The sequence below is a fragment of the Arthrobacter sp. AB6 genome (assembly GCF_031844545.1).
GTDB lineage: Bacteria > Actinomycetota > Actinomycetes > Actinomycetales > Micrococcaceae > Arthrobacter.
Map to the genome: position 1 here is coordinate 16,830 of NZ_JAUZVL010000015.1, position 14,971 is coordinate 31,800.

Sequence of the window (14,971 nt, forward strand, 5' to 3'; positions counted from 1 at the left end):
GCCGGCCCGGGAGGCGGCCGTACCCCCGGGCGGCAGGCCGGAGCTGCAGTAACCGGCCTGCGGCTGCTGCCGCCCCGCCAGATGCACGCCGTGGAGCCCCTGCTCTCTGCCGACCAGCAGGCGGCCGTCGACGTCCCCCAAGGAACAGGGCCGGTGTTGCTGCCCGGCGCTCCCGGGACAGGCAAGACCACCGTCCTCGTGGAGGCCGCCGTCAGCAGGGTCACCCGGGACGGTGCGGATCCTGAGCGGATACTGATCCTGGCGCCCAGCCGCCTGGCTGCCGATGCCATGCGTGACCGCTTCACGGCCCGGCTGGACAGGAGCCTGAGCACAACCCCCGCGCGGACCTGGGCCTCCTACGCCTTTGACGTGATCCGGCGCGCCAAGGCGGAAGGGATCCTGCCCCTGTCCCGGCCCCCCAGGCTCCTCTCGGGCCCGGAACAGGACCTCATCATCAAGGAGCTCCTTGAAGGCCATCGACTGCCCGGCCTGGAGCTTCCCTGGCCCGCCGATATCGAAGGTGCCCTGGAAACCCGGGGCTTCCGGCAGGAAGTCCGGCAGCTGTTCGACCGCATCATCGAGTCGGGCCGAACCCCCGGCGACCTGGTGCGCCTCGGACAGGAGTGCCGCAGGCCCGATTGGATCGCCGCTGCGGCCCTGTACGCCGAGTACCGGGATGTCCTGGACCTGCGGATGCCTGAGGCTTTCGATCCGGCCGGCATCATCACCGCGGCACGGCAGGTCTTCCAGGATTCTCCCGGCTTCCTGGCAGCGGAACGGGACCGGCTGCAGGTGATCCTGGTGGACGACATCCAGGAAGCCAACCCCGCAGTCTTTGAGCTGCTGGCTGACATCGCCGGCGGGAAGGACTGCTACGTGGCATTTTCTCCGGACACTGTGGTGCAGGGCTTCCGCGGTGCCAGGCCCGACCTGGTGGCAGAACTGCCCGGGCTGCTGTCGTCCGGAGCACCTGTGGTGGAGCGTCCACTGCGGTACGCCCACCGGCAGGCGCCCGCAGTGGCCGAAGCCTGGCTCGGAGTGGCCGGGCGGATTTCACAGCGCGCGGGCGGGCAACTGGCCCGGCGGCTTGATCCACGCGACCCTGATCAACCCGACGGCGACAGGCGCCAAGGGGTAGTGGAAGCACACCTCGTTCCGTCCGCCGTGCATGAACTGCGCTATGTTGCCCAGCGCATCCTGGACCAGCACATCACCCATGGACGGGACCTTGCCGAACTCGCGGTGATTGTGCGCAGCGGCGCCCAGGTGAGCGAGTTCCAGCGTTACCTGTCGGGCCAGGGGATTACTGTGCGGGTCCCCGTGGCAGAGTCCGCTGTCCGGGACGAGGTGGCCGTCCGCCCGCTCCTTGACGCCTTCGCGATTGCACTGGATCCCGCACTGCTCACCCCGGAAGCCGCAGTCTCCCTCCTGACCTCCCGGATCGGCGGTGCCACATCGATCGAGCTCCGCCGGCTGCGGCAGTCCCTGAGGAGGGAGGAGATCCTGGGGGGCGGAGGCCGGACCAGCGACTCCCTGCTGGTTGAAGCATTACTGGAACCCGGCGCACTGGCTACGCTCGGCATCGAAGGCCGTGCCGCACGCCGGGCAGCACGCATGATCCAGGCAGGCCGCCACGCCGCAGCGGAACCCGGCGCCAACGCTGAGTCAGTCCTCTGGGCCCTCTGGGACTCCACCGGGCTCGCCGATAACTGGACGGAAACCGCCCTTGCCGGCGGTCCGCACGGCGCGCGGGCGGACCGCGACCTGGACGCCATGATGGCGCTCTTCCACACCGCGGAGCGTTACGTGGACCAGATGCCCGGTGCCGGCCCCGAGCAGTTCCTTGAGTATCTCCTGAACCAGGAGCTTCCCATGGACACCCTTGCCGCCCGTGCCCAGGTGGACGACGCCGTGGAACTGTTGACTCCAGCCAGTGCAGCCGGACGGGAGTGGCCGGTGGTGATAGTGGCGGGCCTCCAGGAAGGTGTGTGGCCCAATACCCGGCTCCGCGGCGAGCTGCTTGGAAGCACGCTGTACAGCGATGCGGTGGAACACGGGGCAGGCTACGCCCTGCAACGGGATCCCCTGAGCCGGCTCCGCGACATCCGGTATGACGAGCTCCGGAGCTTCTCCACTGCAGTGTCCCGCGCCCGCGAACTGCTGGTCTGCACCGCCGTATCCTCCGAAGACGACCAGCCTTCCTCCTTCCTCGACTATGTGGCGCCCTTGGCGCCTGGGCAGGAAGCCCGCGGCTTCACTGCAGTTGAGCGCCCCATGGTGCTGCGGCCCCTTGTTGCCGAACTCCGGCAGCATGCGCAGCTGGACGGCCGGGATGCTCCGCAGGCGGATGAAGCGGCCAGGGTGCTTGCCCAGCTGGCAAAGGCTGACCCGCCGGTCCCCGGCGCGCATCCACAGAGCTGGTGGGGCCTCCTTCCTCTGACCACGGCGGCAGCCGTGGTTCCGCCTGGCGGAACGGTCTTTGTGTCACCGTCAAAAGTCGAGACCGTGCAGAAATCTCCGCTTGACTGGTTTATCCAGGCCGCGGGAGGCGAAGCTGCCACTGATTTCGCCCGCAGCCTTGGCACCCTGGTCCACGCCATTGCCCAGGAGCTCCCGGATGCGTCCGGCAGTGAGTATGTCGCCGAGCTGGTCCGGCGCTGGCCGGCATTGGGAATGAAGGACAACTGGGAGGGCAGGCTGGATTTCCAGCGTGCCGAGTCCATGGTGCGCAAGCTGGCACAGTATGTGCTCCTCATGCGAAGCGAGGGCCGAAGCCTGCTTGGAGTGGAACAGGATTTCGACGTCGCACTCGGAAAGGTTCCCGTCGATGACGCTCCCGCCCGGGACGCCGTCCTGCGCGGGCAGGTGGACCGACTCGAAATAGACGCCGAAGGCAGGCTGGTCATCGTGGACCTCAAAACCGGAAAACGCCAGCCCGGTAAAGGGGAACTGTCGCGGCATCCGCAGCTCGGCGCATACCAGGCAGCGGTGCTCGCCGGGGGCTTCCAGAGCAGTAAGGACAGCCCCGCCGCGCCGGTCCCCGGCGGCGCCGTCCTGGCCCAGCTCGGAACCGGGGCAAAGAACCCCGCCGTCCAGCATCAGGACGCCATAGACCCGCAGGAGAACTGGGCCATGGACATGGTGAAGGATGCAGCCGCCGTAATGGGAGGCAGCACGTTTGAAGCACGGCACGATCCCTCGAAGGGAAGCCACGGTGGCCACGGCTGCAGGCTCCCCGAGGTATGTCCTTTGTGTGTGCGCGGAAGGCAAGTGACCGAATGAGGCCGGACGTGCAACAGTCTTTGACTCCCCTTTCCGCCATGACCCCGATTTCCGGGCCAGGCCCGGATGCGGAGCCACTCCCGCAGCCCCGCTTCAGCCCGGAGGAGCTTTCTGTGCTCCTGGGGGAGAAGAACGTTCCAACCCCTGAGCAGTCGGCCATCATTTCGTCGCCTCTCGCGCCGAGGCTGGTCATTGCGGGGGCGGGGTCCGGCAAGACAGCCACTATGGCGGACCGGGTGGTGTGGCTCGTCGCCAACGGCTGGGTCCGCCCCGAGGAAGTCCTGGGCGTGACTTTCACCCGCAAGGCAGCAGGTGAACTTGCCACCCGTATCCGGGGAAAACTGGCCGCCCTCCAGCGCTTGGTTATCAAGGACAGAGGTGTCCGGGACAGCGCCGAAGCGGACAGCGGGGGCAAGGTTTTCCAGGACGGGCTGCTCAGCAGCGATGCACTCGAACCGAAAGTTTCCACCTACCACTCCTTCGCCAGCGGCATCGTCTCTGACTATGGGCTGCGCCTGGGAGTGGAGCGGGACGTGGTCCTGCTGGGCGGTGCGCAGGCCTGGCAGCTGGCCACCGAGGTGGTGGAGGGTTATGACGGCGAATACGGGCATTTCCGGGCTGCCAAGTCCACGCTGGTGAAGGCAGTTATCCAGCTGGCCGGTGAATGCGCCGAGCACCTCCAGGAACCCGAGGACGTCGAAGCCTGGCTGATGGCCCGGTTGTCCGACTTCGAGTCACTCCCTTACCTTGCCGACAAAAAGAAGAACCCCCCGCAGGCAGCGGCCGATCTCGCCGGCATGTTGAGGACCAGGGCCAGCGTGGCGGACATGGTTGGCCGGTACGCGGCGGCGAAGCGGGCCCGGGGGGCACTTGATTTTGGCGATCTGGTGGCCCTTGCCGCCCGCGTGGCGCAGGACGTGCCCTTGGCTGCCCAGATGGAACGGCAGCGCTACAAGGTGGTCCTGCTCGACGAGTTCCAGGACACTTCCCACGCCCAACTGGTCCTGTTCTCCCGGCTCTTCGGCGGCGGGCACGCGGTGACCGCCGTTGGCGACCCCAACCAGTCGATTTACGGCTTCCGCGGGGCGTCGGCAGGCCAGTTGTTCCATTTCGTGCGGGAGTTCCCCGTGCGGACAGGGACGCCACGACATGGGACAGCGCCAACCGGTACGGATGGGACGGCGGGACGGGGCATGGCGGAAAGCGGGGACAACTGGGCTCCCGCGCCGACCTCGTACCTGACAACGGCGTGGCGGAACGGACGCTCCATCCTGGCCGCTGCCAACGTGATGTCTGAATCCTTGGCCCGGGCAGCCGCGCAGCGCGGACCGGCGGGCGGGGGAGGGCCGGCCGCACCAAAGGTGCCGCCGCTGCAGCCGAGCCCTCATGCTGCAGCGGGATCAGTGGTGCTGGGGCGGTTCGGAAGCGATGTGGATGAAGCCTCAGCGCTGGCCGATGACGTCCTGAAGTACCGGGTGACGGATTTTGAGCTGGAGCCCGACGGGTCGCCGGTTCCGCCCGCCGTCGCTGTCCTTTGCCGGCGGCGCGCACAAATGGAGCCCATCCGGCGGCAGCTGGAAGCCCGTGGCATTCCCTACGAGATTGTTGGTCTTGGCGGGCTCCTTGATACTCCCGAAATCGTGGATCTTGTTGCAACCCTGCGTGTCCTGGCCGACCCCGGCCGTTCCGACGCGCTGATGCGCCTGCTGGCGGGGGCCCGTTGGCGGATCGGACCCGCAGATCTGATGGCCTTGCGGGACTGGTCCAGCCAGCTTGCCCGGCGTCGGGGCCAGGCCGGACGGGGCGATGACCAGCTTCCGGATGACGGACCGGCCGTCCTCGAAAGCGACCTTACTGATGCCGCCAGCCTGGTGGAGGCATTGGACTGGCTGCCGCGGGAAGGATGGACCTCATCGAACGGCAGGTCCCTGACCCCCGCTGCGCGGGAGCGGATGGTCCGGCTCTCCACAGAGCTGCGTCAGCTCCGGGGCTACCTTGGGGACGACCTCACCACCCTGCTCGGGGAGGTGGAAAGGGCCATGCTCCTTGATATCGAGGTTGCCGCCAGGCCCGGCATCAGCATCCATCAGGCGCGCCGGAACCTCGATGCCTTCCAGGATGCCGCTGCCGGGTTCCTGCGAACGTCCCAGCGCGTGGACATCCTCGCCTTCCTGTCCTGGCTGGAGGCTGCCTCAGCAGAAGAAAACGGACTGGAAGCACCACCCGGCGACGTCAACCGGGAAGCTGTGCAGCTGCTTACGGTCCATGCTTCCAAGGGGCTGGAATGGGATGTCGTTTTCGTGCCGGGACTGAACGCCAAGGACTTCCCCAGCGACCGCGACTCGCGCTGGAGCAGCGGGTCCGCGGCCTTGCCCTGGCCGCTGCGCGGTGACCGGGCAGACCTTCCCCAATGGGACCTCGACCAGCCTGACCAAAAAGGCTGGCTGGATGCGGAGAAGGACTTCAAGGCAGCTGTCCAGGCCCACGGGGAATCTGAGGAGCGCCGCCTTGCCTACGTGGCGTACACCCGGGCCAAGCATGTCCTGTGGGCGTCCAGCGCCGCCTGGGTTGGATCCAGGTCGGGACGGGCGGAAATGTCGCCATTCCTGGCAGAGCTTGAAACCCTGACCGCCGGGGCCAGCGGGGGCCCGGCGCGGGCGGTCATCCATCCCCGCTCCGTGGAGGAGCCCTCGCTGCCTGAGACCAGCCCGCTTACCCTTGATACCGAGGTGGCCGGCTGGCCGTACGATCCCCTGGAGGGGCCGGTGGACCCGCGCACGGGGGAGCGCCTGCGCCTGGCGGGCGGCCGGAGGCACGCGATGGAAACCGCTGCTGCCCGGGTCATGGCGGCGATGGAGGACTCCCGCCGCGGGCGGGCTGCCGCCCGGGAATCTGAACTTCCAGGGGTTGCCGCCGGCTGGGCCCGGGAAGCGGCGTGGCTGCTCGAACGCCGGGCCAGGAGGTCTTCAGCCCGGGACGTCCACCTCCCCACCCACATTTCGGCGTCCACCCTTGTTGATCTGGGCGAGGACCCTTCAGCCGTGGCCTGGCGGCTGCGCAGGCCCGTGCCACGGGAACCGGGCATGTCGGCAAGGAAGGGCACGGCTTTCCACGCGTGGGTGGAAGAGTACTTTGGCACCGCAGGCCTGCTGGACCTCGGTGAAGCGCCGGGCTCGGATGATCACATCGATGCGGCGTACGACCTCGACGCCATGGTGGCCACCTTCCGGTCGTCCCCCTGGGCCCACCGCTCTCCGGCCTTCATTGAAGTTCCGGTGGAGACCCGAGTCGGGGACGTGGTGGTTCGTGGCCGTGTTGACGCGGTGTTCCAGGATCCTGACGGACGCTGGGACCTGGTGGACTGGAAGACCGGCCGACGGCCCTCCGGGAACCTGCTTCGGACCAAGGCCGTCCAGCTGGCGGTGTACCGGCTGGCCTGGTCGAGGCTGAAGGGCGTGCCGCTGGAGGACGTGCGTGCGGCGTTCTTCTACGTTGCTGATAACGAAGTAGTGCGGCCCCACGACCTGGGAACAGCAAGCCAGTTGGAGCAGATCGTGGCGGCAGCCCTCAGTTCCCCTGGTCCTTCTTGACGTCGACGATCGAGAGCGCCGCGGTGGATGTGTCGTCCGGTCCGCCGGCGGAAGGCTCAGGCGCGGGCACAGGCTCCACCCGAACAGGAGACGCGGCCACTGGGATTGGAGTCACGACGACAGCGGGCTGGGCCGGGACGGGCAGGACGGTGACCGGTGGCACGGCTGCCGGCACGTCGTCGTCGGCCGCCCGGATGCTTGGGACGGCGTCGGGCGCAACGGCCTCACGCGCCACGGAGTCAGGCCCCCCGGCAGCTGCCGCTGGCGGCAGGGGCTCAACGCTGATGGGCTGCCCGCCGTGCTCTGCAACATCGCTTGCCAGCGTGTCCAGCATTTCTTCTGCCTCGGCAATCATGGAGGCATCGCCGGCAGCGATGCCCTTCACCAAGTACTGCGCGAGGGCGAATTCAGCGGAGAGCGCGGCCCGCCGGAGGAGGTGGTTGTCGGGGGCGTCACGGCGGCCGGAGGTGTAGGCCGCCAGAACCGCATCCACAAAATCATGCTCGTTGGAGGCCACCAGCCACGCGAAGTCGTCCGCGGGGTCGCCGATCCGAAGATCGGTCCAGCCGGTCACCGCCGTGACCCGCTGGCCCTCCACCAGCAGGTTGTCCTCGTGCAGGTCCCCGTGCACGACGCAGGGATTGAAGCGCCACAGGGAGACGTCTTCCAGCGCGTGTTCCCAGCGGAGCAGCAGGGCGGGGGGAATCTTCCCGGTGGTGGCTGCCTGGTCCAGCTCATTCAGCCTGCGCTGCCGGAATTCGTTCGGGGTGTAGCTGGGCAGGTCCGCGTTGCTGACCAGGGCCCGGGGAAGATCGTGAATGGCCGCCAGCGCGATGCCGATTTCGCGGGCGAGGGCATCCGGTCCGGCCGTGAGTTCTTCGACACTGCGGGTGCTCCCGCCCAGATGGGAGTACACGAACGTGCTCAGGCTGCCCAGCCGCACACTGCCCGCAACCGTAGGCATCAGAAAAGGCAGCTCAGCCCGAATGCCCGGCGCGAAGGCGCGAAGTACCAGGAACTCGGTTTCCAGCCGTGCGCTGGCCTCGGCGTGCCGCGGGGACCTCACCCGCCAGCGCTTCCCCTCCGAATCAAGGAGCAGGGCAGAGTCGAAGTCCGCGGGATCGTCCGGAGCAGAGCTAACAGCCGTCGGGGTCAGTCCGGGGACTGCCGCAGTTGCAACGGCTGCCAGTTCAATCGGTTTTCTTCTCACCATTCCACGGTAGATCGCCTGCCGTCCGGGAGGCCGGTCCGGCGGCGGCGAGTCTTCAGATACCTCCAAATCAGGGGAGGGAGGACGGCCGGAAAACGCCCTCGAAATGTCAATTGACAGCACCAGTCAGTACGGTGGACCTATGAGCCACGCCGAGTCTGTTACACCGGTCTACCAGGGGCAGCAGGCAATGCTGCCCGCCAACCACCTCAGGGACACACTGCTCCCTGTCAGGCCGGCGCTGGTGGACCGCGGATCGGCCGAGCGCACGGCCCCCGGAATAGTTGCCAGCCAGCTGGCCAACCCCGCAACGCTGGCTGTTGTCCTTTCCGGCCGGCAGGGGCTGGTCCAGGGCGGCGGGTTGTTTACAGCCGCTGCGGGGCCCTTGCTTGAGGAACTCACCACGGCAGGCTCAGCCCCGGAACTGGTCATCTTCCTAGGCACCGCCCTCCCGGACTCCGACTTTCCCGCAGGAACCGGGCTGCTGCTGTTTGTCCTGCCGGAGCCGGCGGCCCCGGGAACAGCCGGGATCCCGTCCGACGCCCAGTGGGCCGGTTTCCGCGACGTGGCTGCCGGGCTGACCCCAACCCACACCGCGCTTTTTGTCGAATCAAGTGCCATCGCCAACTGGCATTCCGGCCACACGCACTGTCCGCGCTGCGGGAAGCCCACCGAGGTGGAAGCCGGGGGCTGGGTGCGTCGCTGCCCGGAGGACTTGTCGGAACACTACCCGCGCACGGATCCCGCCATCATTGTTACCGTTGAGGGCCCTGACGGCCGGCTGCTGCTGGGCGGCGGAGGTCCTGCGGATGCCAGGAACTATTCTACGCTGGCAGGCTTCGTGGAGCCGGGGGAGTCCCTGGAACAGGCAGTAGTCCGCGAGATCTACGAAGAGGTTGGCGTCCGGGTGACCGCATGCCAGTACCTCGGATCGCAGTCCTGGCCGTTCCCGGCCTCCCTTATGCTTGGATTTACCGCCGTCACCGAGGACTCCGAAGCAAAGCCCGACGGCGTAGAGGTCACCAGGGCACGCTGGTTCAGCCGGGAGGAACTCCAGGAAGCCGTGCTCAGCGGGGAGATCACCATCTCCAGCCGGCTTTCCATTGCCCGCTCGCTGATTGAGCATTGGTACGGCGGACGCATCCGGGACCTGGCCGGGGCCTGACTCCTTCACGTATCCACCAGACTCCAGCACGCGGTAGTCGAGACCAAGAGCAGCAGAAGTGACTACAGAACATATTGACGGGACAGCATCCCTGGAGGACCGCATCCTTGGCGGCCTGGACGCAGAGCAACGGGAAGTGGCCAGCACCCTGAACGGCCCGCTGTGTGTCCTGGCGGGCGCAGGAACCGGTAAGACACGCGCCATCACCCACCGCATTGCCTACGGCGTCCACTCCGGCGTCTATTCGCCGCAGCGGCTGCTTGCCGTGACCTTCACGGCCCGGGCCGCTGCCGAGATGCGGAGCCGGCTGCGGGATCTCGGGGCGGGCAACGTGCAGGCGCGGACATTCCACGCCGCTGCCCTGCGCCAGCTGCAGTTCTTCTGGCCGCAGGCAGTTGGCGGGACCCTGCCCAACCTCCTGGACCACAAGGCGCAGATGCTGGCCGAGGCCGCCCGGCGGCTCCGGCTCAGCACCGACAGGGCCTCCATCCGCGATCTCGCCTCCGAGATTGAATGGGCCAAGGTGTCCATGCTCACCCCGGCCAACTACCTGGAAAACGCCCAGGACAGGGGTGCCCCGGGAGGGTTCGACCTCACCGCCGTGGCACGGGTTTTCCAGTCCTACGAGGACGTGAAGACGGACCGCAACGTCATTGACTTCGAGGACGTCCTGCTGATCACGGTGGGAATCCTCCAGGAGGACGAGAAGGTCGCCGCCACCGTCCGCGAGCAGTACCGGCACTTTGTGGTGGATGAGTACCAGGACGTCTCCCCGCTGCAGCAGCGGCTCCTGGACCTCTGGCTCGGCGGCCGGGACGAACTCTGCGTCGTCGGCGACGCCAGCCAGACCATCTATTCATTTACGGGCGCTTCCCCCAAGCACCTCCTGGATTTCAAAGCACGCTACCCGCAGGCCAACGTGGTCAAACTGATCCGGGACTACCGCTCCACGCCGCAGGTCGTGAGGCTCGCCAATGAGTTGCTGGCCGGCCGGCGGAGCGGCGGTCCGGTGGCCGACGCCGCCTGGGCAACACCCCTCCAGCTCGTGGCCCAGCGGCCGGCGGGCCCGGCACCCCAGTTCACCGAGTGCGCAGACGACGAAGCAGAGGCAGCCACTGTTGCCCAGAGGATCAAGGCACTGCTGGACGCGGGCACTCCCGCCAGCGAGGTGGCCGTCCTGTTCCGGACCAACGGCCAGTCCGAGGCCTACGAACAGGCCCTCGCTGCGGCCGGCATCGGCTACCAGCTGCGCGGCGGCGAGCGGTTCTTCGCCCGCAAGGAGGTCCGGGACGCCATCCTGCAGCTTCGGGCCGCAACCCGGGCCGTCGCGGAGACGGATTCCCCCGAGCCCCTGGGGCAGCTGGTCCGGGACATCGTCTCGTCCCTCGGCTACACGGACTCCGCCCCCCACAGCGGCGGCGCACTGCGGGAACGCTGGGAATCGCTGGCGGCCCTGGTGGCGCTTGCCGATGAACTGGTCCAAACCCGGGGTGCCGGTTTTGGGCTGGCCGACTTCGTGAACGAACTCCAGGAACGCTCCCTCGCCCAGCACGCCCCCACCGTCCAGGGGGTGACCCTGGCCTCGCTGCACGCGGCCAAGGGCCTGGAATGGGATGCGGTGTTCCTGGTGGGCCTCAGCGAGGGTCTGATGCCCATCTCCTTCGCCGACTCGCCCGAGTCGGTGGATGAGGAACGGAGGCTGCTTTACGTGGGAATCACCCGTGCCCGGGAGCACCTCTCGTTGTCCTGGTCCACAGCCCGGACCCCGGGCGGACGGGCAAACCGGAAACCGTCAAGGTTCCTGGACGGGTTGCGCCCGGACTCAGTGGCAACGTCAACCACCCGGGGGAAGGTTCCGGTGTCCCGCCGGAAGGCCGCCGCTCCCGCCATGTGCCGGGTCTGTGGAAGCATGCTTGCCACTGGCGCGGAACGCAAGGTGGGCCGCTGCAACTCCTGTCCGCCGAGCTACGAGGAGCAGACCTTCGATGCCCTGCGGAACTGGCGCCGCGAAGTTGCCCTCGCCGCTGAGGTGCCTGCGTTCGTAGTGTTCACCGATGCCACGCTCACAGCCATCGCTGAGGCGCGCCCCGCCTCGCTCGAGGAGCTGGCCGGGCTGGCAGGAGTGGGCCCGTCCAAGCTGGAACGGTACGGGGAAGACGTTCTGCGCGTCCTCACGGAAAGCACTTCCCTGTGAAGTCCGGCCAGGGCGCGAAAACGGCCGGGCCGGCTGCTGCCCCCCTGACCACTGACGACGGTGCGCCCGTTGTGGTGCGGCGTTCCGCCCGGCGCACCCGCACGGTGGCGGCCTTCTGGGAGAACGGAAGTGCAGTTGTGGCCATTCCCGCACGGTTTACCGCCGCCCAGGAGGCCGAGTGGGTCCACCGGATGGTGGCCAAGCTGCAGCGCCAGGGGGAGCGGCGGGCAGCAGCGGGCCGGAGGCGCCCGGCCACCGACGCCGCCCTTGCGGCCCACGCCGCCCACCTGTCAGCCCAGTACCTCGGGGGGCGGGCAGTGCCGACGTCCGTGCGCTGGGTCAGCAACCAGAACTCCCGCTGGGGTTCAGCTACTCCCTCTGAGGGCACCATCAGGCTCTCGGACAAACTTCGGCCAATGCCGCAGTGGGTCATCGACTACGTCCTGCTCCACGAGCTCGCCCACCTGCTGGTGGCCGCGCACAACGCCGCATTCTGGAAACTGCTGGAAGCCTACCCCGAGACCCAGCGGGCCAAAGCATTCCTGGAAGGCGTCTCCTACGCCACCGGGCGCGGCATGGCGGACCCGGACGCGGACTGAATCCGGGCCCGCAACAATGCGGGCCCGGACGGTCCTAGCCCTTCGGCTGGCCGTCCCGCCCCTCTTCCGGCCGCCCGCCGTCGCCGTCGTCCTTTGCAGTGCCGCCCTGGTCCTGGCCGTCAGCGCCACCCTGGCCCGCGGGGCCGCTCCCGCCTTCCGGAGCGGCGTCGAAGCCGCCACTGAGGAGTTTCTGCAGGGCGTCGTCCACTTCGCTGTCGCTGGCTTCGGCCAGTTTGCGGCGTCCGCTGAAGCCCTTGGGGTCATCCAGGTCCTCGGCGGTGGGCAACAGGTCCGGGTGGTGCCAGATGGCGTCGCGGCCTTCGATGCCGCGCTCTTCCTTCAAAGTGGCCCACAGCGCGGCGGCATCCCGCAGCCTGCGGGGCCTTAGCTCCAGGCCCACCAGGGATGCGAAGGCGTGCTCGGCCGGACCGCCGGTTGCCCGGCGGCGGCGCACTGTTTCGCGGAGCGCGCCCGCGGACGGCAGCAGCTTCTCTGTGGCGGCCGCGGTGAGTTCGTCCACCCAGCCTTCCACGAGCGCAAGCGCCGTCTCAAGCTTTTCGAGGGCCTGCTCCTGTGCGGGTGTCCGCTGCGGCATGAACACTCCCTGGGACAGGGCTTCCTGGATGCCCTCGGGGTTGCCGGGATCAAGGTCCCGCGCAAGTTCCTCAATCCGCGAGGTGTCGATATGTATGCCGCGGGCGTAGGCCTCGATGGCGCCCAGCAGGTGGCCGCGCAGCCACGGCACCTGGACAAAGAGCCGGGCGTGCGCAGCTTCCCGTACCGCAAGGAAAAGCCGGATGTCATTCTCGGGCAGGGACAGGCCCTCACCGAAAGCTGCCACGTTGGCCGGCAGCAGCGCCATTTCAAGGTCGGCCAGGGGTACGCCGATGTCGGTGGAACTGACCACGTCAGTGGACAGGGCGCCGATGGCCTGCCCCAGCTGCATGCCGAAGATGGCCCCGCCCATGTTCTGGAGCATCGAGGATGCCCCGCCCATCATTGATTTCATCTCTTCGGGCATCTGCTCCGTCATTGCGGAGGACAGGGCGTTGGCAATGCTGTTGGCAACCGGCTCGGTGAGCCGCTTCCACGTGCCAAGGGTGGCTTCCACCCATTCCGCCCGGGACCACGCCCGGCCGATCAGGCCGGTGGCAGGAAGGTCTGTCACCGGGTCAAGCCATAGTTCCGCCAGGCGCAGGGCTTCATCGACTTCGCGGGACTGCTGGGCAGTGACCGAAGGATCGCTGCTGCTTGCCGCAACCCGGCGTGCGTTGTCATGGGCAAGCTGCCAGTTGACGGGACCTTCCGAAGGCGCGCTCATCATTGCCTGCACCTGGGAGAACATCTGGGCCAGCAGGTTGGGGTCGTTGGGCAGGCCGGCAGCTTTGGCCAGCTCGGCGGGGTCGAAATTTTCCATCCCCTTGCCGCCCATGAGGTTCTGCAGCATTTCGGTCAACGGATCCTTGGGGGTGTCATCCCCGTTGGACGAATTGAGTGGATTGGAGGCCATGATCCCGCCGATCGTCGGTGTGACTGTCAACCTTCACGGTACCCCGGCGGTGACCGGCTGTCTGCCGGACTGCGGGGCCGTTCGCTCTAGGCAAAGCGTTGGCAGGCACGGTCACCGCGTAGTCTTGGTTGGGTGACTACAACCCGTGGCGGCCACCCCTCAGAGGACCACGCTCCTGAGCTCTTCACCCGCGGGTTACCTGCGCGGACGGAAGAAGCGCCGGCAGAAGAAGCCCCAACAGAGGAAAACTACGACGGCGGCCCGGCCGGCGGCAGGCCGCTGCGGGACCGTGCACCGCGGGACCCGAAAGTGTCCGCCATGCTGTTGGCCGGCATGTCGGCCCTGGGGCTGGGAATCGCCGTCGGTACCCTTCCGGTGCCGTACGTCGTCGAGTCACCCGGCCCCACGTATAACACCCTGGGTGAAAGCCAGGGTAAACCGGTAATCAGCATCACGGGAAGGGATACGTACCCGGCAAAAGGCAACCTGGACCTCACCACGGTCTACGTGGACGGCGGACCCAACGGGCCCGTCAGCATCCTGGACGCTTTTTCCGCCTGGCTTACCCCCTCCAAGGCCGTCCACCCGGTGGAACTGATCTACCCCACCGGCACAACCAGGGAAGAGGCTGAGGAGCAGAGTTCCGTGGCCATGACCACCTCCCAGGAGAACGCCGTGGCGTCGGCCCTCAAGGAGCTGGAGATTCCCTTCGGGCAGCAGCTCCAGGCAGCGGCCCTCTCGGAAGGTTCCGCATCCGCCGGGAAGATCGAACCCGGGGACGTCCTCAAAAGCATCAACGGCAGGGACATCACCTCACTGGCCGTTGTCCAGGAGGAATTGGCGGCAGGAAAAGGCGCGCCGGCCACCGTGGTGGTGGAGCGCGGCGGGCAGCCGGTCACGGAGGCGATCACCCCCAAAGACAACGGGGAGGGCCGCTTCATCCTCGGAGTGATGCTCAAGTACCTGTTCACGTTCCCCTTCGCCGTCGACATCTCGCTTGAGAAGGTGGGCGGTCCCAGCGCCGGGCTGATGTTCTCACTCGGCATTATCGATACCGTCACCCCGGGCGACCTGACGGGCGGCAAGCACATCGCAGGGACCGGCACCATCTCCCCGGACGGCCTCGTGGGACCCATCGGCGGGATCGAGCAGAAAATGCAGGGTGCAAGGGCCGGGGGAGCCACAATGTTCCTCGCGCCGGCCGCAAACTGCCAGGACGTGGTGGGGCAAATCCCCGAGGGGCTGCAGGTGGTCCGGGTGGAGAACCTCGCGGAGGCGCGTGACGCCGTCGAACGCGCCGGCAGCGGCCAGGACACATCCGGCCTCCCGGCGTGCACAAGCAACTAGACTGGGCGCAACTAGACTCAACAGGAACTAAGCCTTACCGCCACTCGTGGCAATTGTGACGGACGAAACCAGCT

8 protein-coding genes are annotated in these 14,971 nt (G+C 67.7%); 6 read left to right on the forward strand and 2 right to left on the reverse strand.

The window, feature by feature from the left end; genetic code table 11:
* The first annotated feature begins 81 nt into the window (after positions 1–81).
* Together Q9R30_RS12670 and Q9R30_RS12675 are read left to right on the forward strand one after the other, a co-directional pair.
* Positions 82–3,282 (forward strand): ATP-dependent DNA helicase, encoded by a 3,201-nt coding sequence (locus tag Q9R30_RS12670; RefSeq protein ID WP_311217805.1) that lies wholly within the window; start codon positions 82–84, stop codon positions 3,280–3,282.
* 38 nt (positions 3,283–3,320) lie between these two features.
* Positions 3,321–6,872, forward strand: a complete 3,552-nt coding sequence (locus Q9R30_RS12675) for an ATP-dependent DNA helicase (RefSeq protein WP_311217773.1) — start codon at positions 3,321–3,323, stop codon at positions 6,870–6,872.
* On the opposite strand, the gene Q9R30_RS12680 is transcribed toward Q9R30_RS12675, so the two are convergent.
* Positions 6,850–8,082 carry a macrolide 2'-phosphotransferase gene (locus Q9R30_RS12680; protein WP_104999787.1) on the reverse strand — a complete coding sequence of 411 codons (1,233 nt, stop codon included), beginning with the start codon at positions 8,080–8,082 and terminating at the stop codon, positions 6,850–6,852. The two genes, Q9R30_RS12675 and Q9R30_RS12680, sit on opposite strands and share 23 nt — an antisense overlap.
* 142 nt (positions 8,083–8,224) lie before the next feature.
* Here Q9R30_RS12680 and nudC point away from each other — a divergent pair, with 142 nt between their 5' ends.
* From nudC to Q9R30_RS12695, 3 genes are read left to right on the forward strand one after another with little or no spacing between them, the layout of a single operon-like run.
* Positions 8,225–9,247, forward strand: a complete 1,023-nt coding sequence (nudC, locus tag Q9R30_RS12685; RefSeq protein WP_104998481.1) for an NAD(+) diphosphatase — start codon at positions 8,225–8,227, stop codon at positions 9,245–9,247.
* Positions 9,248–9,305: 58 nt separating this feature from the next.
* Positions 9,306–11,441 (forward strand): ATP-dependent DNA helicase UvrD2, encoded by a 2,136-nt coding sequence (locus Q9R30_RS12690; protein ID WP_104998480.1) that lies wholly within the window; start codon positions 9,306–9,308, stop codon positions 11,439–11,441.
* The gene (locus Q9R30_RS12695; protein ID WP_311217774.1) at positions 11,438–12,040 is read left to right on the forward strand and encodes a M48 family metallopeptidase; all 603 of its coding nucleotides are present in this window, start codon (positions 11,438–11,440) and stop codon (positions 12,038–12,040) included. Before Q9R30_RS12690 ends, Q9R30_RS12695 begins: the two co-directional genes overlap by 4 nt.
* Before the next feature lie 34 nt (positions 12,041–12,074).
* Here the strand turns inward: Q9R30_RS12695 and Q9R30_RS12700 are convergent, their stop codons facing one another.
* Positions 12,075–13,550, reverse strand: coding sequence for a zinc-dependent metalloprotease (locus Q9R30_RS12700; RefSeq protein WP_104998478.1), 1,476 nt, complete (start codon positions 13,548–13,550; stop codon positions 12,075–12,077).
* A gap of 279 nt (positions 13,551–13,829) precedes the next feature.
* On the opposite strand from Q9R30_RS12700, the gene Q9R30_RS12705 reads away from it, so the two are divergent.
* Complete coding sequence (locus tag Q9R30_RS12705; RefSeq protein ID WP_396136722.1) at positions 13,830–14,897, forward strand: PDZ domain-containing protein; 1,068 nt, start codon at positions 13,830–13,832, stop codon at positions 14,895–14,897.
* Positions 14,898–14,971: the final 74 nt, after the last annotated feature.

What these genes read in the sequence shown, in the direction of transcription:
- Q9R30_RS12670 (WP_311217805.1), top strand. Translation starts at nt 82, where the DNA reads ATGCACGCCGTGGAGCCCCTGCTCTCTGCCGACCAGCAGGCGGCCGTC.
- Q9R30_RS12675 (WP_311217773.1), top strand. Translation starts at nt 3,321, where the DNA reads ATGACCCCGATTTCCGGGCCAGGCCCGGATGCGGAGCCACTCCCGCAG.
- nudC (WP_104998481.1), top strand. Translation starts at nt 8,225, where the DNA reads ATGAGCCACGCCGAGTCTGTTACACCGGTCTACCAGGGGCAGCAGGCA.
- Q9R30_RS12700 (WP_104998478.1), bottom strand. Translation starts at nt 13,550, where the DNA reads ATGGCCTCCAATCCACTCAATTCGTCCAACGGGGATGACACCCCCAAG.